This is a genomic window from Mesorhizobium sp. P2_H9, from assembly GCF_056403215.1.
Genome location: NZ_JBFUFX010000009.1, coordinates 32,295 through 55,502 on the forward strand (window position 1 = coordinate 32,295; position 23,208 = coordinate 55,502).

General features: G+C 63.8%; 19 protein-coding genes and 1 riboswitch. Of the genes, 5 read left to right on the plus strand and 14 right to left on the minus strand.

The window, feature by feature from the left end:
* Positions 1–2: 2 nt before the first annotated feature.
* From AC1DXN_RS17325 to AC1DXN_RS17390, 14 genes are all read right to left on the minus strand, one after another.
* A complete protein-coding gene (locus tag AC1DXN_RS17325; protein WP_477276972.1) occupies positions 3–1,508 on the minus strand; it encodes an NADH-quinone oxidoreductase subunit M in 1,506 nt (501 codons plus the stop codon).
* Positions 1,508–3,481 (minus strand): NADH-quinone oxidoreductase subunit L, encoded by a 1,974-nt coding sequence (nuoL, locus tag AC1DXN_RS17330; RefSeq protein WP_477276974.1) that lies wholly within the window; start codon positions 3,479–3,481, stop codon positions 1,508–1,510. The genes AC1DXN_RS17325 and nuoL overlap by 1 nt, the downstream gene beginning before the upstream one ends.
* An 11-nt stretch (positions 3,482–3,492) precedes the next feature.
* Positions 3,493–3,801 (minus strand): NADH-quinone oxidoreductase subunit NuoK, encoded by a 309-nt coding sequence (gene nuoK / locus AC1DXN_RS17335; RefSeq protein WP_477244897.1) that lies wholly within the window; start codon positions 3,799–3,801, stop codon positions 3,493–3,495.
* Position 3,802: 1 nt separating this feature from the next.
* The gene (locus AC1DXN_RS17340) at positions 3,803–4,423 is read right to left on the minus strand and encodes an NADH-quinone oxidoreductase subunit J (RefSeq protein ID WP_477276976.1); all 621 of its coding nucleotides are present in this window, start codon (positions 4,421–4,423) and stop codon (positions 3,803–3,805) included.
* 123 nt (positions 4,424–4,546) lie between these two features.
* The gene (nuoI, locus tag AC1DXN_RS17345) at positions 4,547–5,038 is read right to left on the minus strand and encodes an NADH-quinone oxidoreductase subunit NuoI (protein ID WP_023812382.1); all 492 of its coding nucleotides are present in this window, start codon (positions 5,036–5,038) and stop codon (positions 4,547–4,549) included.
* Positions 5,038–6,081 carry an NADH-quinone oxidoreductase subunit NuoH gene (gene nuoH / locus AC1DXN_RS17350; RefSeq protein ID WP_477276978.1) on the minus strand — a complete coding sequence of 348 codons (1,044 nt, stop codon included), beginning with the start codon at positions 6,079–6,081 and terminating at the stop codon, positions 5,038–5,040. The genes nuoI and nuoH overlap by 1 nt, the downstream gene beginning before the upstream one ends.
* 2 nt (positions 6,082–6,083) lie before the next feature.
* Positions 6,084–8,165: an NADH-quinone oxidoreductase subunit NuoG gene (nuoG, locus tag AC1DXN_RS17355; protein WP_477276980.1), complete on the minus strand. Its 2,082-nt coding sequence runs from the start codon at positions 8,163–8,165 to the stop codon at positions 6,084–6,086.
* A 115-nt stretch (positions 8,166–8,280) separates the two neighbouring features.
* Positions 8,281–8,991, minus strand: a complete 711-nt coding sequence (locus AC1DXN_RS17360) for an NADH-ubiquinone dehydrogenase (RefSeq protein ID WP_477276982.1) — start codon at positions 8,989–8,991, stop codon at positions 8,281–8,283.
* Positions 8,992–9,072: 81 nt separating this feature from the next.
* Positions 9,073–10,377, minus strand: a complete 1,305-nt coding sequence (nuoF, locus tag AC1DXN_RS17365; RefSeq protein WP_477244889.1) for an NADH-quinone oxidoreductase subunit NuoF — start codon at positions 10,375–10,377, stop codon at positions 9,073–9,075.
* A 10-nt stretch (positions 10,378–10,387) separates the two neighbouring features.
* On the minus strand, positions 10,388–11,695 hold the full coding sequence (locus AC1DXN_RS17370) for an NADH-quinone oxidoreductase subunit E (protein ID WP_477276984.1): 1,308 nt from the start codon (positions 11,693–11,695) through the stop codon (positions 10,388–10,390).
* Between the two features lie 438 nt (positions 11,696–12,133).
* Positions 12,134–13,324, minus strand: coding sequence for an NADH-quinone oxidoreductase subunit D (locus AC1DXN_RS17375; RefSeq protein ID WP_477276988.1), 1,191 nt, complete (start codon positions 13,322–13,324; stop codon positions 12,134–12,136).
* 9 nt (positions 13,325–13,333) lie between these two features.
* Complete coding sequence (locus tag AC1DXN_RS17380; RefSeq protein ID WP_477276990.1) at positions 13,334–13,939, minus strand: NADH-quinone oxidoreductase subunit C; 606 nt, start codon at positions 13,937–13,939, stop codon at positions 13,334–13,336.
* 5 nt (positions 13,940–13,944) lie between these two features.
* A complete protein-coding gene (locus AC1DXN_RS17385; protein ID WP_027025969.1) occupies positions 13,945–14,526 on the minus strand; it encodes a NuoB/complex I 20 kDa subunit family protein in 582 nt (193 codons plus the stop codon).
* Entirely contained in the window at positions 14,517–14,882 is a 366-nt protein-coding gene (locus tag AC1DXN_RS17390) for an NADH-quinone oxidoreductase subunit A (RefSeq protein WP_477244883.1), read from the minus strand. Before AC1DXN_RS17390 ends, AC1DXN_RS17385 begins: the two co-directional genes overlap by 10 nt.
* A gap of 332 nt (positions 14,883–15,214) precedes the next feature.
* On the opposite strand from AC1DXN_RS17390, the gene AC1DXN_RS17395 reads away from it, so the two are divergent.
* The 5 genes from AC1DXN_RS17395 to cobG all read left to right on the plus strand — a co-directional run bounded on the left by AC1DXN_RS17395 (position 15,215) and on the right by cobG (position 23,207).
* Positions 15,215–16,414, plus strand: a complete 1,200-nt coding sequence (locus tag AC1DXN_RS17395; protein WP_477276992.1) for a winged helix-turn-helix domain-containing protein — start codon at positions 15,215–15,217, stop codon at positions 16,412–16,414.
* Positions 16,415–16,443: 29 nt separating this feature from the next.
* A riboswitch (cobalamin riboswitch) is annotated at positions 16,444–16,645 on the plus strand.
* Positions 16,646–16,684: 39 nt separating this feature from the next.
* On the plus strand, positions 16,685–17,113 hold the full coding sequence (locus tag AC1DXN_RS17400) for a DUF1636 family protein (RefSeq protein ID WP_477276994.1): 429 nt from the start codon (positions 16,685–16,687) through the stop codon (positions 17,111–17,113).
* Between the two features lie 2 nt (positions 17,114–17,115).
* Positions 17,116–18,153, plus strand: a complete 1,038-nt coding sequence (cobW, locus tag AC1DXN_RS17405; RefSeq protein WP_477276996.1) for a cobalamin biosynthesis protein CobW — start codon at positions 17,116–17,118, stop codon at positions 18,151–18,153.
* 18 nt (positions 18,154–18,171) lie between these two features.
* The gene (cobN, locus tag AC1DXN_RS17410) at positions 18,172–21,741 is read left to right on the plus strand and encodes a cobaltochelatase subunit CobN (protein ID WP_477276998.1); all 3,570 of its coding nucleotides are present in this window, start codon (positions 18,172–18,174) and stop codon (positions 21,739–21,741) included.
* Positions 21,738–23,207, plus strand: a complete 1,470-nt coding sequence (gene cobG / locus AC1DXN_RS17415) for a precorrin-3B synthase (RefSeq protein WP_477277000.1) — start codon at positions 21,738–21,740, stop codon at positions 23,205–23,207. The genes cobN and cobG overlap by 4 nt, the downstream gene beginning before the upstream one ends.
* Position 23,208 lies beyond the last annotated feature (1 nt).

Consider the following 23,208-nt stretch of genomic DNA (forward strand, 5'->3'; position numbering starts at 1 on the left):
GGTTAATTCGCCGCCGCGGTCTGCGCGGAGCCGACGGATGCGGTGACATTGGTGACGAGCGTCTTGACCGATTCGGCCGTCGCGTCGAAGACCGGCGCCGGGTAGACGCCGAAGAAGATGACCAGCACGACCAGCGGATAGATGATCACTTTCTCGCGCGTCGACAGGTCAAGCAGGCCCTTGAGGCTTTCCTTGGTCAGCGCACCGAAGATCACCCGGCGATAGAGCCAGAGCGCGTAGGCCGCCGACAGGATGACGCCGGTGGCGGCGAAGAACGCCACCCAGGTGTTGACCCGGAACACGCCGAGCATGGTCAGGAACTCGCCGACGAAGCCGCTGGTGCCGGGCAGGCCGACATTGGCCATGGTGAAGACCATGAACACGGTAGCGTATTTCGGCATGTTGTTGACCAGCCCGCCATAGGCGTCGATCTCGCGTGTGTGCATGCGGTCGTAGATGACGCCGACGCACAGGAACAGCGCGCCGGAGACGAGGCCGTGCGACAGCATCTGGAAGATCGCGCCCTGCACGCCTTCCTGGTTCATGGCGAAGATACCCATGGTGACGAAGCCCATATGGGCGACCGACGAATAGGCAATCAGCTTCTTCATGTCCTCCTGCATCAGCGCCACCAGCGAGGTGTAGATGATGGCGACGACGGAGAGCGTGAAGACCAGCGGCGCGAACATCTCGGACGCCAGCGGGAACATCGGCAGTGAGAAGCGCAGGAAGCCGTACCCACCCATCTTCAGCAGGATGGCGGCCAGGATCACCGAACCTGCGGTCGGCGCCTCGACGTGGGCGTCCGGCAGCCAGGTATGCACCGGCCACATCGGCATCTTCACCGCGAAGGAGGCGAAGAAGGCCAGCCACAGCCAGGTCTGCATGCTGGCCGGGAATTGGTGCGTCAACAGCGTCGGGATGTCGGTGGTGCCGGACTGGTAGAACATCGCCATGATGGCGAGCAGCATCAGCACCGAGCCGGCCAGCGTGTAGAGGAAGAACTTGAACGAGGCGTAGACGCGCCGCTTGCCGCCCCAGACGCCGATGATGATGAACATCGGGATCAGGCCGGCTTCGAAGAAGACGTAAAACAGCACGATGTCGAGCGCGCAGAACACGCCGATCATCAGCGTTTCGAGCAGCAGGAAGGCGATCATGTAGGCCTTGACCCGCTTCTCGATCGATTCCCACGACGCCAGGATGCAGAGCGGCATCAGGAAGGTGGTCAGGATGACGAACAGCATCGAGATGCCGTCGACGCCCATGTGGTAGGAGATGCCTGAATCCAGCCACGCAAACTTCTCGACGAACTGGAAGCCGGCCTGCGAATTGTCGAAACCGGTCCAGATGAACAGCGAGATCACGAAGGTGATGCTCGTCGTCCACAGCGCGATGGCCCGGATGTTGCGGCGCGCATTCGGGCTGTCATCGTTGATCAGCAGGATGAGCAGCACACCAACCAGCGGCAGGAAGGTGACCAGCGAGAGGATTGGCCAGGCGGTCATCAGAGCATCATCCAGGTGACGAGTGCGGCAACGCCAATCAGCATGGCGAAGGCATAGTGATAGAGGTAGCCGGTCTGCAGCTTGACGACACGGTTGGTGACATCGACGACGCGCGCTGAAACGCCATCCGGGCCGAGGCCGTCAATGATCGTTCCGTCGCCGGTCTTCCATAGGAAGTGGCCAAACGCTTTTGCCGGCCGCACGAACAGGACGTCGTAGAGCTCGTCGAAATACCATTTGTTGAGCAGGAAGGCGTAGAGCAGGCGATGGTTGGCGGCGACGCTCCGGGGCAATTCCGGCGAGCGAATGTAGAATTTCCAGGCCATCGCAAAGCCGATCAGCATGGCGATGAACGGCGCCAGTTCCACCCACAGCGGCAATTCATGGATCTCGTGCAGGATGTGGTTGTCCGGCAGCGTGAACAGCGATGCCTTCCAGAACTCGGCATAGCCCTCGCCTATGAAGGCGCCATGGAAGATCACGCCGGCAAACAGCGCGCCTGCGGCCAGGATGAACAGCGGCACCAGCATCACCGGCGGCGATTCATGGACATGGTGCATGACCTCGTGGCTCGCCCGCGGCTCGCCGTGGAAGGTCATGAAGATCAGCCGCCAGGAGTAGAACGAGGTGAAGCAGGCGGCGATGACCAGCAGGATGAAAGCGAGGCCGGCGACCGAATTGTGCCCGGCAAAGGCAGCCTCGATGATGGCATCCTTGGAGAAGAAGCCGGCAGTGCCGATGACCGTCACCGGGATACCGACGCCGGTCAGCGCCAGCGTGCCGATCACCATCATCCAGTAGGTCTTCGGAATGAGCGCCTTGAGGCCGCCCATCTTGCGCATGTCCTGCTCGTCGGAGACGGCGTGGATGACCGAGCCGGAGCCGAGGAACAGCAGCGCCTTGAAGAAGGCATGCGTGAACAGATGGAAGATCGCCGCGCCATAGGCGCCAAGGCCGAGCGCCACGAACATGTAGCCGAGCTGCGAACAGGTCGAATAGGCGATGACGCGCTTGATGTCGTTCTGGACGAGGCCGACAGTCGCCGCGAAAAAGGCGGTGAAGGCGCCGATGAAGGTGACCACCGTCAGCGCCGAATGCGACAGTTCGAACAGCGGCGATAGCCGCGCCAGCATGAACACGCCGGCCGTGACCATGGTGGCGGCATGGATGAGTGCCGAGACCGGCGTCGGGCCTTCCATGGCGTCCGGCAGCCAGGTGTGCAGCGGCACCTGCGCCGACTTGCCCATGGCGCCCATGAACAAGAGCAGGCAGACGATGGTCATCGCAGACTGCTTGTCCAGCGCATAACCGAGGAAGGTCAGCACGGCGGCCCCTTGCGGGGCGCCTTCGGCGGGGATGAACGTCGCCGCATTGGCAAAAATGGTACCGAGATTGACCGAGCCGAACAGCACAAAGACGCCGAAAATGCCGAGTGCGAAGCCGAAGTCGCCGACGCGGTTTACGACGAAGGCCTTGATCGCGGCGGCATTGGCCGACGGCTTCTTGTACCAGAAGCCGATCAGCAGATAGGAGGCGAGACCGACGCCTTCCCAGCCGAAGAACATCTGCACCAGATTGTCGGCCGTCACCAGCATCAGCATGGCAAAGGTGAACAGCGACAGATAGGCGAAGAAGCGCGGCCGGTTCGGGTCGTGGTGCATGTAGCCGATCGAATAGATGTGGACCAGCGCCGACACCGTGTTGACCACCACCAGCATGACCACCGTCAGCGTGTCGATCCTGAGCGCCCACGACGCTTCGAGCCCGCCGGACTGGATCCAGCGCATCACCGGCACGGTGAACACTTCACCGTCACCGAAGCCGACGTCGAAGAAGGCGACCCACGACAGCACGGCTGATATCACCAGGAAGCCGGAGGTAATGTATTCCGACGCCTTGGCGCCAAGCGACGAGCCGAACAGGCCGACGATCAGGAAGCCGAGCAGTGGAAGGAAGACGATGGCCTGATACATGGTGGTTCCCGTCAACCCTTCATCATGTTCACGTCTTCGACCGCGATCGAGCCGCGGTTGCGGAAGAAGACGACGAGAATGGCAAGACCGATCGCGGCTTCAGCCGCCGCGACCGTCAGCACGAACAGCGCGAACACCTGTCCGACAAGATCGCCGAGTGCCGCCGAGAAGGCGACGAAATTGATGTTGACGGCGAGCAGGATCAGCTCGATCGACATCAGGATGACGATGATGTTCTTGCGGTTGAGGAAGATGCCGAACACGCCGAGCGTGAACAGGATCGCCGATACGGTCAGATAATGTGCGATGCCGACGACCATCTCAGAGCCCCTCGCCTGTCTTGACCTTGCGGATTTCCATGCCGGTCGCCGGCGTGCGGCCGACCTGGGCCGCGATCGACTGCCGCTTGACGCCCGGCTTGTGGCGCAGCGTCAGAACGATGGCGCCGATCATGGCGACCAGCAGCACGAGGCCCGAAATCTGGAAGTAGTAGAGATAGTCGGTATAGAGGATGTCGCCGAGTGCTGCCGTGTTTGTCCGTGCGGCAAGATCGGGGATCGGTTTTGACACTGTCGACGCCAGCTGCGGCGCGAATGTATAGCCGCCGAGCACGACGATCAGCTCCGTCGCCAGGATCAGCCCGACCAGCGCGCCGATCGGCGCATATTGCAGGGCGCCTTCCTTCATCTCGGCGAAATCGACGTCGAGCATCATGACGACGAACAGGAACAGCACCATCACCGCGCCGACATAGACGACGAGCAGGATCATCGCCAGGAACTCGGCGCCGGTCAGCATGAACAGGCCGGCGGCATTGAAGAAGGTCAGGATCAGGAACAGCACCGAATGCACGGGGTTGCGCGACGAAATGACCATGAACGCCGACGCCACCGCGACAAAGGCGAAGAGGTAGAAAAAGGCCGCCTCTAGTCCACTCAGCATGGGGTTCCCCCGGGTTCCTGTCCAAACAGGACGCTCGTCCTGTTTGATTTTTGCGACCGCCTCCGGTCGGCAAGTTGCGTGTTTCCTTAGACGAGGCCCCTCGCCCCGTCCATGCGTCAAATGTCAGCGATAGGGCGAGTCCAGCGAGATGTTGCGCGCCAGTTCGCGCTCCCACCGGTCGCCATTCGCCAAAAGCTTGTCCTTGTCGTAGTAGAGCTCCTCGCGCGTCTCCGTCGCGAATTCGAAATTCGGCCCCTCGACGATGGCGTCGACCGGGCAGGCTTCCTGGCAGAAGCCGCAATAGATGCACTTCACCATGTCGATGTCGTAGCGCACGGTGCGCCGCGTGCCATCATTGCGGCGCGGGCCGGCCTCGATCGTGATGGCCTGCGCCGGGCAGATCGCCTCGCACAATTTGCAGGCGATGCAGCGTTCCTCACCATTGGGATAGCGGCGCAGCGCGTGCTCACCACGGAAGCGCGGGCTGGTCGGCCCCTTCTCGTGCGGATAGTTGATCGTCTCCTTCGGCGCGAAGAACTGGCGCATCGACAGGAAGAAAGCGCTGACGAAATCCTGCAGCAGCAGCGATTTGGCGGCCTGGGAAAGAGCGGACATCACGCAAACCCCGTAAGCTTGAGGAAGGCGGCGACGATCACCACCATCGCCAGCGAAATCGGCAGGAAGACTTTCCAGCCGAGCCGCATAAGCTGGTCGTAGCGGTAGCGCGGCACGAACGCCTTCACCATCGAGAACATGAAGAACATCAGGCAGACCTTGAGCACGAACCAGATCAGCCCCGGCACCCAGGTGAAGGGCGCGAAGTCGAAGGGTGGCAGCCAGCCGCCGAGGAACAGGATGGTGGCCAGCGCGCACATCAGCACCACGGCGACATATTCGCCGAGGAAGAACAGCAGGAACGGCGTCGACGAATATTCGACCATGTGGCCGGCGACCAGTTCCGATTCGGCCTCGACAAGGTCGAAGGGCGGGCGGTTCGTCTCGGCCAGCGCCGAGATGAAGAAGATGACGAACATCGGAAACAGCGACAGCCAGTGCCAGTCGAGGAAGGTGTTAGGCAGGCCAAGCTTCGTGCCCAGCCCATCCTGCTGCGACAGCACGATGTCCGACAGGTTGAGCGACCCGACGCAAAGCAGCACGGTGACGATGACGAAGCCGATCGAGACCTCGTAGGACACCATCTGTGCGGCCGAGCGCAACGCGCCGAGGAACGGATATTTCGAATTGGATGCCCAGCCGCCCATGATCACGCCATAGACCTCAAGCGAGGAGATGGCGAAGACATAGAGGATGCCGACATTGACGTTGGCGATGGCCCAGCCTTCATTGACCGGGATGACCGCCCAGGCCGAGATCGCCAGCACCGCGGAAACCAATGGCGCCAGCAGAAAAACGCCCTTGTTGGCGCCGGACGGAATCACCGGCTCCTTGAAGACGAACTTCAGCAGGTCGGCGAAGGCCTGCAGCGTGCCCCAGGGGCCGACGACGTTGGGACCGCGGCGCAGCTGCACCGCCGCCCAGATCTTGCGGTCGGCATAAAGCAGATAGGCGACCGCGATCAACAGCACGACGATCAGCACGACCGACTTCAACAGGATGATCAGCGCCGGCAGCACGTAGATGGAGAAGAAGGTGTCCATGTCTACTCCGCTGCCTGCCTGAAGCCGTTTTTCGCCAGCGCCGAGCATTCCGCCATGACGGCCGAGGCCCGCGCGATCGGGTTGGTCAGGTAGAAATCCTTGACCGGCGAAGTGAAGGTACCCTTGTTCAGCCGCCCGCCGAGCTTCGCCACCTTGGCGATGTCGTCAGCGTTGCCGGCGGCGACCTGGTCGATGCGGGCGAGATGCGGGTAGTCGCCATAGAGCTTGGCGCGCAGCTGCGGCAGCGAATCGAAGGGCAGCTTCTTGCCCAGCACATCCGACAGCGCCCTCAAGATCGCCCAGTCCTCGCGCGCATCGCCCGGCGCGAAGCCGGCGCGGTTGGTCTGCTGCACGCGTCCCTCGGTGTTGACATAGGTGCCCGACTTCTCAGTGTAGGCAGCACCCGGCAGGATGACGTTGGCGCGGTGTGCACCCTGATCGCCATGCGTGCCGACATAGACGACGAAAGCGCCGCCGGTCTTGGCCATGTCGATCTCGTCGGCGCCGAGCAGGAACAGCACATCCATCCCGCCTAGCATGCCGGCGACGTTCTTGCCGCCCTCGCCCGGCACGAAGCCGAGATCGAGGCCGCCGACGCGCCCGGCCGCATTGTGCAGCACGGCAAAGCCGTTCCAGTCGGCGCGGGCCGCGTTGACGGCGGCGGCGAGCCTGGCCGCCTGGCCAAGCACCGCCGCGCCATCCGGGCGCGCCAGCGCGCCCTGGCCGACGATGATCAGCGGATGCGTCGCCTTCTTCAGCACCTGGAAGAACTTGCCATTGCCGTCAGCCAAATCCTTCAACGATTCCGGCCCGGCGCCCAGCTGTTCGTAGTCGTAGCGCGTGTCGCCGATCTCGCCGATGACACCGACCGGCAGATTGCCGATGCGCCAGCGCTTGCGGATGCGGGTGTTGAGCACGGAGGCCTCGAAGCGCGGATTGGCGCCGATGATCAGCACCGCGTCGGCCTGCTCGATGCCTTCGATGGTCGGGTTGAAGATGTAGCTGGCCCGGCCAAGCGACGGATCGAGCGCTGCGCCATCCTGGCGGCAGTCGGTGTTTTTCGAGCCGAGCGCGGCCATCAACAGTTTCAGCGCGTAGATTTCCTCGACCGCCGCGAGGTCGCCGGAAATGGCGCCGATCTTCTCAGGCGCCGCCTTCGACACCGCATCCTTGATCGCCGAAAAAGCCTCGGCCCAGCCTGTCGGCACGAGCTTGCCGTCCTTGCGCACATAGGGGCGGTCAAGGCGCTGCGTGCGCAGTCCGTCCCAGATGAAACGGGTCTTGTCGGAAATCCACTCCTCGTTCACCGCCTCGTTGACACGCGGCAGGATGCGCATCACTTCGCGGCCTCTGCTATCGACGCGGATCGCCGAACCGACGGCGTCCATCACGTCGATGGATTCGGTCTTGGTCAGCTCCCATGGTCGCGCCTGGAAGGCAAACGGCTTCGAGGTCAGCGCACCGACCGGGCAAAGGTCGATGACATTGCCCTGCAATTCCGAGGTCATCGCGCTTTCGAGATAGGTGGTGATCTCGGCATCCTCGCCGCGGCCGATCAGGCCGAGCTCGGAAATGCCGGCAACTTCCGTGGTGAAGCGGACGCAGCGCGTGCAATGGATGCAGCGGTTCATCACCGTCTTGACCAGCGGTCCGATATATTTGTCCTCAACCGCGCGCTTATTCTCGTGATAGCGCGAGGAATCGACGCCGAAGGCCATCGCCTGGTCCTGCAGGTCGCATTCGCCACCCTGGTCGCAGATGGGGCAATCCAGCGGATGGTTGATCAGCAGGAATTCCATCACGCCTTCACGGGCCTTCTTGACCATCGGCGTGTTGGTGAAGATTTCCGGCGGCTCGCCATTCGGACCGGGGCGCAAATCGCGCACGCCCATGGCGCAGGAGGCCTGCGGCTTGGGCGGCCCGCCCTTCACCTCGATCAGGCACATGCGGCAATTGCCGGCGATCGACAGCCGCTCGTGGAAGCAGAAGCGCGGCACTTCCGCGCCAGCGTCCTCGGCCGCCTGCAGCAGCGTGTAGTGGTCGGGTACAGTGATCTCTTTCCCGTCGACCTTGAGCTTTGCCATCAATTGCCCCCGGCGGTTTTCGCCGTCTCATCTGCCTGAAAAAGATCGCTCAACCTGATGCCATTCACCATCATGCCGGCGATCTCAGCGTTTCTATCTTCAATTTGCCCCGCCCCTACTTCTTGGCCTTGGCGGCCAGCACAAGTGCCGCCGCCTGACGGGCCCACTCGTCGCGGCCGATGCGGCCGTTGAGCGACAAATAATCCTCGACCCAGGCGATCTCTTCCGGAGCCCAGGCTGCGACCTGGGCAAATGTCCAGACGCCGAGGCCGTTCAGCACCTTTTCGAGCTTCGGCCCGATGCCCGATATCGCCTTGAGATCCGACGGCTTTGCCGGACGGTCCATGGCTTTGGGCTGCCTGAAATCCTCAGGCATCAACCCGTTCGCCGCTTTGCCGACAACGGCGCTCGTATCGATCGCGGCCGGCGTCTCATTGACCGTGCGCGCGGCAATATCGGTCACATCTTGGGCGAAGGTCTGCGCCTCGGCGATCAAGGTTTTGGTCGTCGCGCGCGCCTTGGTGGAAGAGCTTGTCGTGGCTTCTGAAAAGCGTTCGCTTCTTGCCTCGAAATCGTCGACGATCGGCTGGAGAAGCCGCTGCGACGCCTCGGCGGCACCTGAAAGCGCGCCCATCCAGACACCGAAGGCGTGGTTGGCCAGCCCAATGCCGAGCGCCGACATTGCGGCGGCACCCGCGACAGGGTGCGCCAAAAGGTTGACGGCGCTGGCCATCTCTTTCGGCATCATCCTCGTCAGATCCTGATTCATCTTCTCGAACTGGTCCATGTCGGGCATCAACGGGTAGGGTATCGAATACGGCGCCATCAATATCTCCTGGTCGTTTCTTCGTGTGCCCCGCCCCGGTATGTCAGTTTCGGGCTTTCGCCCGCATTTCAAATTCTTCGACTATTCCGCCGCCACCATCACCGGTTCGGCCCGATGCGCGTTGCGTGAAAACTCGTCGATGCGCCGCTCCACCTCGCCGCGGAAATGCCGCATCAGGCCCTGGATCGGCCATGCCGCCGCGTCGCCCAGCGCGCAGATCGTGTGGCCTTCGACCTGCTTGGTGACGTCGAGCAGCATGTCGATCTCGCGCTTCTGCGCCTCGCCGCGCACCAGCCGCTCCATCACCCGCCACATCCAGCCGGTGCCTTCGCGGCATGGCGTGCACTGGCCGCAGCTCTCGTGCTTGTAGAAGTAGGAAAGCCGCGCAATCGCCTTCACGACATCCGTCGACTTGTCCATGACGATGACGGCCGCCGTGCCAAGGCCCGACTTCAGGTCGCGCAACGCGTCGAAATCCATCGGCGCATCGATAATCTGCTCGGCAGGCACCAGCGGCACCGAAGCGCCACCCGGAATGACCGCCAGCAGATTGTCCCAGCCGCCACGGATGCCGCCGCAATGAGTCTCGATCAGTTCGCGGAACGGGATCGACATCGCCTCTTCGACCGTGCACGGATTGTTGACGTGACCGGAGATGCAGAACAGCTTGGTGCCGACATTGTTGGGCCGGCCGAAGGACGAGAACCACGACGCCCCACGGCGCAGAATGGTCGGCGCCACGGCGATCGATTCGACATTGTTGACCGTCGTCGGGCAGCCATAGAGGCCGACATTGGCCGGGAATGGCGGCTTCAGCCGCGGCTGGCCCTTCTTGCCTTCCAGGCTTTCGAGCAGCGCCGTTTCCTCGCCGCAGATATAGGCGCCGGCGCCGTGATGCATATAGATATCAAAGTCATAGCCGGAGGTGTTGTTCTTGCCGATCAGCTTGGCCGCATAGGCCTCGTCGATGGCGCGCTGCAGCGCCTCGCGCTCGCGGATGAATTCGCCGCGCACATAGATGTAGGCGGCGATCGCGCCCATGGCGAAGCCGGCGATCAGGCAGCCCTCGACCAGCGTATGCGGGTCGTGGCGCAATATGTCGCGGTCCTTGCAGGTGCCGGGTTCGGATTCATCGGCGTTGACGACGAGATAGCTTGGCCGGCCGTCGCTCTGCTTGGGCATGAACGACCATTTCAGCCCGGTCGGGAAACCGGCGCCGCCACGGCCGCGCAAGCCAGAGGCCTTCATCTCGTTGACGATCCACTCGCGCCCCTTGGCGATCAGGCCGGGGGTGTTGTCCCAGGCGCCGCGCGCCATCGCGCCGGCCAGCGACTTGTCGAAGCGGCCGTAGATGTTGTTGAAGATGCGGTCTCTGTCAGCCAGCATTGTTCGTCCCTCAGACCGGCTTCTTGCCGAAGACGCGGATGTATTCGGCGACCCCACCCTTGGCGAGCGCCTTGGCCTGCTTGACCCAGTCGTCGCGCTCGATACGGCCGTGGAAAGCGAGATAGCCGTCCACCCACTCGCGCTCTGCCTTCTTCCAGGAAGCGACCTGCGCATAGGTGAAAATGCCAAGCGTATGCAGGGTACCCTCGATCTTCGGGCCGACGCCCGAGATCAGCTTGAGGTCGTCGACCAGCGCCGGCTTCTCGATGCCGGCCGGACGGTTCTTGTCCTCGAGCGACGGTTTGGCCTTGGCGGCTGGAATCTTGACTTCCGGCGCTTTGAAGGCCGTCACCGGCTCCGCTTTGTTCTTGGGGCCACTGCGCTGTTTCGAGACGCCCTCGACTTCCGTCGCAGCCTTGTTGGCATTGGCGGCCGAATGCAATGGCGCCGAAACGCTCGCCGCCTTTTCCACTTCGGGTGCGACCTTGACCGGTGAAGGCGATTTCAGCGCCGGGCTGGTTTCGAGCGCGTCCGTCTTCGGTTTGCCGGCCTTCGACGGCGCAACGGGGGAAGCCGGCGCCTGTGACACCTTGGCAGCCGGCGCGGCGGCGGCCTGCGCGGTTGGAGCCGAGGCAGTCGATGCTGCATCCTGGGCGGCCTTGGTTGCTGCCCTGTCTTCCTTGTCGCGGGTCGTCTTGAGGATCGCCTTTTCGCTCGTCAGCGTCGTCAGACCGGTGATCGGCTCCGACGTGGTGCGGCCGTTCTGCGGTCCTGGCTGGACCTGCGCGCCCTTGCCGGCGCCGTAGAGGTCGATGATTTCGGCAAGACGTTCCGGCGTCAGGTCTTCAAAGGTGTCCTTGAAGATCATCACCATCGGTGCGTTGACGCAGGCGCCGAGGCACTCGACCTCTTCCCACGACAGCGTACCCTTGTCGTTGGTGTGGAACTGGTCGTGATGGATTTTCGACCGGCACACATCCATCAGCGCTTCCGAACCGCGCAGCATGCAAGGCGTGGTGCCGCAGACCTGGATATGGGCACGGGTGCCGACCGGGTTCAGCTGGTACTGCGTGTAAAAGGTCGCGACTTCGAGCCCTCGGATATAGGGCATGCCGAGCATATCGGAGATCGTCTCGATCGCCGCCTTGGTCACCCAGCCTTCCTGGTCCTGCGCCAGCATCAGCAAGGGGATGATCGCGGATTGCTCGCGGCCCTTGGGGTATTTCTTGATCCATTGCTTGGCCGCTGCCGCGTTCGCCCGGTTGAAGGCGAAGGAGGCTGGCTGGACGCTGGCTTCTGCGAGACGGCGGACTGACATTGCGATTTCGCTTCTTGTGTTTCTACTGGGTAGAGATGTAGGCGCGATAGCAATCCTCGGATCGCCCAACCACACATACGAACTCTTCATTTCCACGCTTCAGGCGGACGTACTCGTCGTAACGGTCATTCCACCAAGTTACTCGTCCACAATCACGGGGCCGAGCCAAGCTCGGTACCTCTGCGACAAAGGTTCTCTCGCTCTTGCTACAGGGTTGACCGCGCGGTGGACCGAGTACAAAAATTCCGGAATCCAGAAGCACATCGCCACCGAATTCGCGCACTGCGAGCAGATCGCCTTCCGCTACCAGCTTGAACCCCTCCTTAAGAAGGTCGGCCGACGACAGACCATCGTCGGATCCAGCAAGGGACGCTTCAGCGGAAGCGGCAAGGCAAACCGCCGCTAGAAACGCTTTGGATGGCCGGGCAGCTCCCATCATCACCGATCCACCTCACCAAAAACGATGTCGAGGGAACCGAGAACGGCGGTGACGTCGGCCAGCATGTGGCCGCGGCACAGAAAGTCCATGGCTTGCAAATGCGCGAAACCGGGCGCGCGCAACTTGCAGCGATAGGGCTTGTTGGAGCCGTCGGAGACCAGGTAAACGCCGAATTCGCCTTTCGGCGCCTCGACGGCTGCATAGACCTCGCCCGCCGGCACCCGGTAGCCCTCGGTGTAGAGCTTGAAGTGATGGATCAGCGCTTCCATCGAGCGCTTCATCGCCTGGCGCTTCGGCGGCACCACCTTGCCGTCGAGGTTCGACACCGGGCCGGTGAGTTCCTTGCCGAGCAAAAGGTCGACGCACTGGCGCATAATCTTCGCCGACTGGCGCATCTCTTCCATGCGCACCAGATAGCGGTCGTAGCAGTCGCCGTTCTTGCCGATCGGGATGTCGAAATCCATCTCCGAATAGCATTCATAGGGCTGCGACTTGCGCAGATCCCAGGCAGCGCCAGAGCCGCGCACCATGACGCCGGAAAAACCCCAGGCCCAGGCATCGGCCAGCGACACCGTGCCGATATCGACATTGCGCTGCTTGAAGATGCGGTTGCTGGTCAGCAGCGCGTCGAGATCGTCAAGCGACTTCAGGAACGGGTCGATCCACTTGCCGATGTCCTCGACCAGCTTTTGCGGCAGGTCCTGATGCACGCCGCCTGGCCGGAAATAGGCCGCATGCATGCGCGAACCCGAGGCCCGCTCATAAAACACCATCAGCTTTTCGCGTTCGACGAAACCCCACAGCGGCGGCGTCAGCGCACCGATGTCCAGCGCCTGCGTCGTCACATTGAGGATGTGCGACATGATGCGGCCGATTTCGCAGTAGAGCACGCGGATCAGCTGGCCGCGCTTCGGCACGTCGATGCCGAGCAGACGCTCGGTGGCCAGCGCAAAGGCATGCTCCTGGTTCATCGGCGCGCAATAGTCGAGCCGGTCGAGATAGGGCACCGCCTGCAAATAGGTCTTGTGCTCGATCAGCTTTTCGGTGCCGCGATGCAACAGCCCGATATGCGGATCGACGCGATCGACGACTTCGCCGTCCAACTCGAGAACCAAGCGCAAAACACCATGCGCCGCAGGGTGTTGAGGTCCAAAGTTGATGTTAAAATTGCGGACGGAGGTTTCAGCCATGCTGGCGTCTCAATTCGTCTTGGCTTTTTCATCGCCCGGCAGGACGTAGTCCGTCCCTTCCCATGGCGAGAGAAAATCGAAATTACGGAATTCCTGCTTCAATTCCACCGGCTCGTAGATGACGCGCTTGGCCTCGTCGTCGTAGCGCACCTCGACAAAACCGGTCAGCGGGAAATCCTTGCGCAGCGGATGGCCCTCGAAACCGTAGTCGGTCAGGATGCGGCGCAAATCGGGATGGCCGGAGAACAAAACGCCGTAGAGATCGTAGGTCTCGCGCTCGAACCAGTCGGCGCCGGGGAAAACGCCGGTGAGCGACGGCACCAAGGTTTCCTCGTCGGCCTGAACTTTCAAGCGGATGCGCACATTCTGCTTCGGCGACAGGAGGTGATAGACGACATCGAAGCGCTTGGCCCGCGACGGATAGTCGGCGCCGCAGACATCGATGATCGAGATGAACTGGCAGCGCGGATCGTCGCGCAGGAAGGTCACCACCTCGATCAGATCGCCCGGCTCGACAGCAACAGTGAGTTCGCCATAGGCAAACACCGCTTCGCCGATCCGGCCGGTCAGCTTTTCAGTCAGATAGATCGACAGTTCGCTCAGGGATGCACTCATTGGGCTTACCGTTCGATCGTGCCGGTGCGGCGGATCTTCTTCTGCAGGAGAAGAATGCCGTAAAGCAGCGCTTCCGCGCTTGGCGGGCAGCCGGGCACGTAGATGTCGACCGGCACGACGCGGTCGCAGCCGCGCACCACCGAATAGGAATAGTGATAGTAGCCGCCGCCATTGGCGCAGGAGCCCATCGAGATGACGTAGCGCGGCTCCGGCATCTGGTCGTAGACCTTGCGCAGCGCAGGCGCCATTTTGTTGGTCAGCGTGCCGGCGACGATCATGATGTCGGACTGGCGCGGCGACGCGCGCGGCGCAACCCCGAACCGCTCCGAGTCGTAGCGCGGCATCGAGGTGTGGATCATCTCGACTGCGCAGCAGGCGAGGCCGAAGGTCATGAACATCAGCGAACCGCTGCGCGCCCAGGTGATCAGCGCTTCGGTCGAGGTGACGAGAAAGCCCTTGTCGGCCAGCTCGTTGTTGATTTCGAGGAAGAACGGATCGTCAGACCCCACCGGCCGGCCGGTGTTGGGATCGATCAGGCCTTTGGGCTTCGGCGCGACGAGCGTGCCGGAACTGTCGCTCAATCCCATTCCAGCGCTCCTTTTTTCCATTCATAGGCAAAGCCGATGGTCAGCACCGCCAAAAACACCATCATCGACCAGAAGCCCAGCATGCCGATCTTCGAGAACGACACCGCCCACGGAAACAGGAACGCCACTTCCAGATCGAAGATGATGAACAGGATCGACACCAGATAGAAGCGGATGTCGAACTTCATGCGGGCATCGTCGAACGAGTTGAAGCCGCACTCATAGGCGGAAAGCTTTTCCGGGTCGGGGCTGCGGTAGGCCACCAGGAACGGCGCCACAAGCAGCGCCAGGCCGACGACCAGAGCCACGCCGATGAACAGGACGATGGGCAGGTACGAACTCAAAAGTGCGGTCATGCAGCAGCTTCCCGTTGGCGGCCAATCCACTCTGATTACAGCAACGAACCTCAATGCGGAAGCGTGACAGTTTAACCGCTGAACCGTTTTAAGTGCCTATGCTGCAACGCGGCGAGGGTTAGCGCAGCGCTTTCGGCGAAGCAAGTCAAACCTTATTCAAAAGACGGTGCTGGATGGCACTTCGAGAGAAACTGGTCCGTTCCGCTCCTGTTTGATTTCCTTCACTTTTTACTCCACTTTTCTCTCCTGACATGGATCCCGCCAAAACCCTGCTAGCATGACCCGGAATCACCGGCTCCATTTGCTCGAAAATCATCAGAGTCTCGTCTCCCATGAAGGAAAAGATCTCGCTTGCCATGGCTCGCCGCATCGCGCTTGCGGCCCAGGGTTTCAATGATACCCGCCCCACCGGCACGCCTGACCGCCGGCACTTCGCCCGCGTGCTTTCCCGCACCGGGCTGCTGCAGATCGATTCCGTCAGCGCCGTGGTGCGCGCTCACTATATGCCGCTCTATTCGCGCCTTGGCCCCTACCCGCTCGCTTTGCTCGACAACGCCGCCGTGACGCGCAAGCGCACGGTCTTCGAATATTGGGCCCACGAAGCCTCCTTCCTGCCGGTCGAAACATACCCGCTGATGCGCTGGCGCATGCAGCGGGCCGAGCGCGGCGACGAGATGTATCTGGGCCTGGCAAAATGGGGCCGCGAACACGCGGCCTATATCGAAGAGATCTATCGAGAGGTCGTGTCGCGCGGCCCGATCGCCGCCTCCGCCCTCGAAGGCCAGAAAGGCTCGGGCGGCTGGTGGGGCTGGAGCCACGCCAAGCATGCCTTCGAATGGCTGTTCTGGGCCGGCCGCATCACCACGGCGCACCGACGCGGCTTCGAACGCTTCTACGACCTGCCGGAGCGCGTCCTGCCGCAGGCGATCCTCGATCTGCCGGTGCCCGCCCCGGAGGACGCGCATCGCGAATTGCTGCGCATCTCCGCCCGCGCCCACGGCATCGCGACAGCAAGCCACCTGCGCGACTATTTCCGCCTGTCGCCGGCCGACATGAAGGGACGGCTGGAGGAACTGGTTGAAGCAGGCGAGTTGCTGCCGGTGCGGGTCGCGGGCTGGGACAAGCCGGCTTACCTTCACAAAGGCGCACGCTTGCCGCGAAAAATCGAGGCCCGTGCCTTGCTGGCGCCCTTCGATCCGGTCGTCTTCGAACGCTCGCGCAGTGAGCGGCTGTTCGATTTTCACTACCGCATCGAGATCTACACGCCGGCCGAGAAGCGACAGTACGGCTATTACGTGCTGCCGTTCCTGCTTGGCGACAGGATCGTCGCCCGCGTCGACCTCAAGGCCGACCGACCGGCAAGCGTGCTGCGCGTCCACGCGTCTTACGCCGAGCCCGGCGCCCCGCCTGAAACCGCAGCAGAACTGTTCGAGGAGTTGAAGCTGATGCAAAGCTGGCTCGGTCTCGAACGTATCGAAGTGACGCCTGCAGGCGACCTCGGACAGCCGCTTGCCGACATCGCCGCGTCGTAGACGTGCGTTGACACGCCTGCATACACAAGCCTAAATCCGATCCAGACGGTCCCCTGCCCGCAACGGCAGGGGCCAAGAGGGAATGCGGTGCGGGACAAAATCCCAAATCCGCGGCTGTCCCCGCAACTGTAAGCGAAGAGCCTGGGCCGAAAACCACTGGGTAACACCGGGAAGGCAGCACCAAGGCGATGACCCGCGAGCCAGGAGACCTGCCGTCTAGGACATAAAGTATCCGATCGCCTGGCGGGTTTTCCGGGCAAGGAGCCTGATTTGGAACGCGACAGCAGTTTTTCGGCTGAGACAGCGGACGCTTTGTCCGGCGACAGCGATGCCTTGACCGGCGTCACCGTCATCGTGTGCGCCTCCTGTCGCGACGAGACCGGCTCCGACGCCCATCCCCGCGCCGGCGAACTGCTGGCCGAAGACACGCGCCGCGCCGCCTCCGACGAAAACATCCGCATCCGAACCGTCGAATGCCTCGGCAACTGCAAGCGCCGCCTCAGCGCCGCGATCCTGCGCGACGGCTGCTGGAGCTATGTTTTTGGCGATCTGACCGCGAGCAGCGGCGCCGATCTCGTCACCGGCGCCAAACTCTTCGCCACCTCGACCGACGGCCTCATTCCGTGGCGCGGCCGGCCCGAATCCCTCAAGCGCGGCCTCGTTGCCCGCATCCCTCCCCTCGACATGCTGAAGGACTAACCATGACCGCCAACCTCTCCCGCGTTCCCTGCACCGTCGTCACCGGCTTCCTCGGCGCCGGCAAGACGACGCTGGTCCGCCATCTCCTGGAAAACGCCGGCGGCAAACGCATTGCCATCATCGTCAACGAGTTCGGCGACATCGGCATCGACGGCGAAATCCTCAAAGGCTGCGGCATCGACACCTGCCCCGAGGAAAACATCGTCGAACTCGCCAATGGCTGCATCTGCTGCACCGTCGCCGACGATTTTGTGCCCGCACTCGACCAGATCCTCGCGCTGACGCCGAGGGTCGACCACATTCTGATCGAGACGTCCGGCCTCGCGCTGCCCAAGCCGCTGGTCCAGGCTTTCCAGTGGCCGTCAGTGAAGAGCCGGGTGACTGTCGACGGCGTCATCGCCGTGGTCGACGGGCCGGCGCTGGCCGAGGGCCGCGTCGCCAACGACATGGACGCCCTTCAGGCGCAGCGCGCCAAGGACGAGACGCTGGACCATGACGATCCGGTCGAGGAAGTGTTCGAAGACCAGATCGCCTGCGCCGACCTGATCATCTTGTCGAAGAGCGACCTGATGGACGCCGCCGGCTCGGCCCGCGCCAACGCCATCATCAACGAACATTCCGCCCGCGCCGTAAGAATCGTGCCGACGTCGCATGGCAAGGTTGATCCCTCCGTGCTGCTCGGCCTCGGTCTCGCCGTCGAGGACGACATCGAAAACCGCAAGTCGCATCATGACGGCGCCTTCGACCACGAACATGACGACTTCGACACGTTCATTGTCGACATTGCCTCGATCGCCAGTCCCGACGAGCTGGCAAAGCGCGTCGCCACTGCCGCAGAAGAAGAAAACGTGCTGCGCGTAAAAGGCTTCGTCGATGTCGGTGGCAAGCCGATGCGGCTCTTGCTGCAGGCAGTCGGTCCGCGCGTCAACCATTATTACGACCGCGCCTGGACTGCTGCCGATGACCGTCGCTCGCGCCTCGTCGTCATCGGCCTGAAGGGGCTGAACCGCCCGGCAATCGAGCGTATACTCGCCGGCTGATCCCAGGCACGAGCCGCGATGCACATCCTCACCACCACATCCGCCTCGCTCGACGATCTCGCCGAGCCTGTCGATCTCCGGCAGACGCCGGCGGATATCGTGGCGCTGTCCTTCACCGACAGCGATCTCGCCGGGCTGGCGGCGGCATGGAAATTAGATGCTGAACGCCTGCCGTCGATGCGGCTCGCGGCACTGCGCGATCTGCGCCATCCGATGTCCGTCGATCTGTGGGTCGACAGCGTCGCCCAACACGCCAAGGTCATTCTCGTCCGTATCCTCGGCGGCTACCACTGGTGGCGCTATGGCTGCGACCAGTTGGCCGCGACCGCCCGCGCCCGCGGCATCAAACTGGCGCTGCTGCCGGGCGAAAGCCACGACGAAGATCTCAGGCTGATCGAAGCCTCGACGCTGCCGCGCGAGGAGCTCGATGCATTGCTGGGCTATTTCCGCGAGGGCGGCCCTGCGAATATGAGCGCGCTGGTGCAGCGGTTGGCGCGGCTGGCTGGGCAAGATACGGCGGTCGCCGAGCCGGTCGCAGTTCCGAAGGCAGGCTACTATGAGCCCGAACGCGGTGCAGTCCCCCTCCCCCTTGAGGGGAGGGTCCGGCCGCAGGCCGGGGGTGGGGTCCTCTCTGCAGCACGCCGACCTAAAGAAACGCTACGTCCGGTCGTACCGACCCCACCCGGCCCTGCGGGCCACCCTCCCCTCGAGGGGGAGGGAAACGTCGTGCCCATTCTCTTCTACCGTTCGATGCTGCTGGCCGCCGATGTCGCGCCCATCGACGCGCTTGTTGAAGCACTTCGCCAGCGCGGCATCACCCCGGTCCCCATCTTCGTCTCCAGCCTCAAGGACCCGACGTCACTCGCCTTCGTCGAGACCGCGCTCGCAACGCTCAAGCCTGCCGCCATCATCAGCGCCACCGCCTTCGCCTCCGGCGCCGAGCCCGGCGTCGAAACCCTGTTCGACCGCGCCGGCGTGCTCGTCTTCCAGGTCATCGTGGCGACGACCCGCCGCGACACCTGGCAAAACAACCAACGTGGCCTCGCCCCCGCCGACCTCGCCATGCATGTCGTGCTGCCGGAGCTTGATGGCCGCATCCTCGCCGGCGCCATTTCCTTCAAGGGCGAGAGCGAGACCGACCCGGCACTGGCCTTCCGCGCCTTGGCCAACCGACCAGAGCCCGACCGCGTGGCGCAGGTAGCAAACCGCATCGAAGCTTTTGTTCGCCTGCAGCAAGCGCCACGCGCGACGCGCAAGCTCGCCATCCTGATCCCCGACTATCCCAGCGCACCCGGCCGCACCGGCTATGCCGTCGGCCTCGACGTGCCGTCCAGCGTGCTCGCCATGCTGCACGACCTGAGGCAACAGGGCTACGCCGTTGAAGGGATTCCGCAAACGCCGCGCGAGTTGCTGCAGATGCTGGAGCGGAGTGGCGACGGGCTGGGGCTGGATGAGTATCGTACCTTTTCGACGGAGCTGCCCACAGCGGCAATTGCAGCGGTAGATGCGGCGTGGGGCGCTCCTTCACCCTCCCCCTTGTGGGGAGGGTCGGTTCGCGACATTCGCGAAGCGGATGGCGCGAAACGGGGTGGGGGTAGCGGCGCACCACCCCCACCCGGCCCTGCGGGCCACCCTCCCCACAAGGGGGAGGGTAAGAGCGCTTTCCCATTTCGCGCCGCCACCTTCGGCAACATCACCGTGGCCCTCGCCCCCGATCGGGGCCGCTCGGCCGACCGCCGCGCCGATTACCACGACCCGACACTGCCGCCACGTCACGAACTGATCGCCTTCGGCCTGTGGCTGAGGAAGTCGCTGGGCATCCATGCCCTCATTCATGTCGGCGCCCATGGCACGCTGGAGTGGCTGCCCGGCAAGACCGTAGCGCTCAGCGAAACCTGCTTTCCCGAGATCGTCACCGGCCCGCTGCCCGTCATCTATCCCTTCATCGTCTCCAACCCGGGCGAAGCCGCACAGGCCAAGCGGCGCATTGCCGCCGTCACCCTTGGTCATCTGCCGCCGCCCTTGGCTGGCGCCGGGCTGGACGAAAACCAGCACAGGCTCGAGCGGCTGGTCGATGAGTACGCCCAGGCCGACGGGCTCGACCGCCGCCGCCGCGACCGGCTGGCCAAGCTGATTGTCGAGACCGCGCAAAAGACCGGCCTTGCTTCCGAGGCCGGCGTTGCCAAAAGCGACGCGCCCGACGAAGCGTTGCGCCGCATCGACGCCTGGCTCTGCGACCTCAAGGATTTCGCCGTCAAGGACGGCCTGCATATCTATGGCCGCTCGCCCGAGGGCGAGGCCGATCCGTTGCGCCAGCAAAGCGCGGCGACCGAGAAGGCAGCGCTGCTTGCCGCCCTCGACGGCCGCCATGTCGCCGCCGGGCCTGCCGGGGCGCCGGCGCGGGGTCGGCGCGACGTGCTGCCCACCGGCCGCAATCTGTTCACGTCGGACCCGCGCACCATGCCGACGCCTACAGCCTATGATCTGGGCAGGGCGGCGGCGGAAGAAGTGGTGCGCAGCTACATGCAATCGCATGGCGACTGGCCGCGCTCGCTGGTCATCGACCTCTGGGGCTCGGCCTCGTTGCGCACCGGCGGCGAGGAGATCGCGCAAGGCCTGGCGCTGATGGGCTGCCGGCCGCAATGGGATTCGGCGACCGGCCGTATCACCGGCATCGAAGTGCTGTCGCCGGCAACGCTCGGACGCCCACGCGTCGATGTCACCTGGCGTATTTCGGGCCTGTTCCGAGACATGTTCCCGACCCAGATCGCGCTGATCGATGCCGCCGCCAACGCCGTCGCCACCCGCGACGAGGACGATTCGGAAAATCCGCTCGCCGCCAGAACCCGCGCTGACGGCAGGATCAGCCCGCGCATTTTCGGCACCTCGCCCGGCACTTACGGCGCCGGTGTCGAGGATCTTCTGGCAAGTGGCGATTGGGGCGCGCGCGAAGAGATCGGCCGCGCCTATCTCGATGCGACGTCGCATGCCTACGGCGGCGCCGAGGGCGAAGGCGTCTCGGCGCCCGGCGCCTTCGAGGGACGCATCGCCGAGGCCGATTTGCTGGTTCATACTGGTGACGACCCCGGCCGCGACATCCTCGAAGGCTCCGCCGATGTCGCCTTCATCGGCGGGTTTTCGGCCGCTCTTGCGGCGCTGGGCCGGAATGCCGATGTCATCGTGCTCGACACCACCGATCCGCAAAAGCCGAAGCCGCGCTCGATCAGTGAGGCGGTGGCGCGCGTCGTGCGTGCTCGTGCGGTCAATCCGCGCTTCATATCGGGCCAGATGCGCCACGGCCCGCGCGGCGCCTCGGAATTCGCCGAGACGGTCGACCGTCTCGTCGGTTTCGCCGAAACCACCAACGCCATATCGGGCGCGCTGATCGAGGCCGTGCATGACGCCTATCTCGGCGACCCCGAGGTTCGCGCCTTCATGCTGCGCGAGAACCCGGCTGCCGCCAAAGTCATCGCCGAACGTTTCCTGTCGGCAAGGCGGCGCGGCCTCTGGCATCCCTTGCGCAATTCCATCGATGACGATCTGGCGGCCTTGATTGCCGAGGCTCAGGCGCTGGGGGTGGCGGCATGAACGCCTTCTCGCGCCGTGGCGCCTGCCCTGCTCTGTCAGCACCCATGCAGACCGGCGACGGCCTGCTGGTGCGGCTCAACCCGGTTGCGGGAGGATTGTCGCCGAAGCTTTTGATTGGGTTAGCCGAATCCGCCCTGCGGCATGGCAACGGCATCATGGAAGTCACCGCGCGTGGCAGTTTGCAGATACGCGGCCTGACAGCGGCTGGTGCTGCGCGGCTGGCGACGGAGGTTGATGCGCTGGGTATCGCGGTGCGTACCGGTGTGCCGGTCGAGACGGGTCCGCTGGCGGGCATCGATCCGCAGGAGATTGCCGATCCCCGGCCGCTGGCCGAACGCATTCGCGCTGCGACCGAGCAGGCCAGCCTTCCGCCACGCCTTGGTCCCAAGGTTTCGGTCGTCGTTGACGGCGGCGGACAGTTGGCCATGGATGCGGTGACCGCCGATGTGCGGCTGAATGCGGTACGGACCGGCACCGGTGTCCAGTGGAGCGTATCGGTTGCAGGTGACAGCCAAAGCGCCAAGCCACTTGCGACGGTCAATGAAGATGCCGCGCGGGACATTGCCGTTGCGGTGCTTCGGATGGTTGCCGAAAAGGGCCGCGAGGCGCATGCGAGGGATTTGTCGGGGAGGCAATTGATATCTCTGGCAGGCTGGCATTCTGTCACGCCCCCCTCTGTCCTGCCGGACATCTCCCCCACGAGGGGGGAGATTGGCAGCTTTGGCGCCGGCTCTCCTTCTGCGGCGTTGGTGATTGGCGAGGCCGGCAATCGCAGGGCAATCTCCCCGCTTGTGGGGGAGATGTCCGGCAGGACAGAGGGGGGCGCGAAGGAACTCCGGCCTATTGGTATTTTCGACCTCGCCACCTCTGGCATCGCCCTCGGCATCGGCCTCCCCTATGGCAGCATGCCGGCCGACAAGCTTATCAACCTCGCCCAGCACAGCCTCACCCTCGGCACCACCGAAATCCGGCTGGCGCCGGGCCGCGCCCTGTTATTCCTCGGCCTAGCGCCATCTGACTGCCCTCCGTTCCAGGCCACCGCAGCCGCCCTCGGCTTCGTCACCTTTCCCACCGATCCGCGCACGCGCATTGCCGCCTGCCCCGGCACGCCCGCCTGCGCCTCCGGCCGGATCGCAACCCGCGACATCGCCGAAACCATCGCAGCGCAAAACCGCGACATCTTCGATTCCTCGCTCACCCTGCACATTTCCGGCTGCGCCAAGGGCTGCGCACACCCCGGCCTGGCCACATTGACCGTGGTCGGCGGCGAAAACGGAGCCGGACTTGTCGTGAACGCGACGGCAAAGGCCCTTCCTGCCGGCTACAGGCCGGGCTATGACGCCGCGCGCGGCGTCAGTCGCGTCGCGGCCAGAGTCCGCAGCGAACGACTTCCCGGCGAAACAGCCGCCGCTTGCCTGACAAGGCTTGGCGCGGCCGCCATCACCGAAGCCTACCGACAGGAATGAG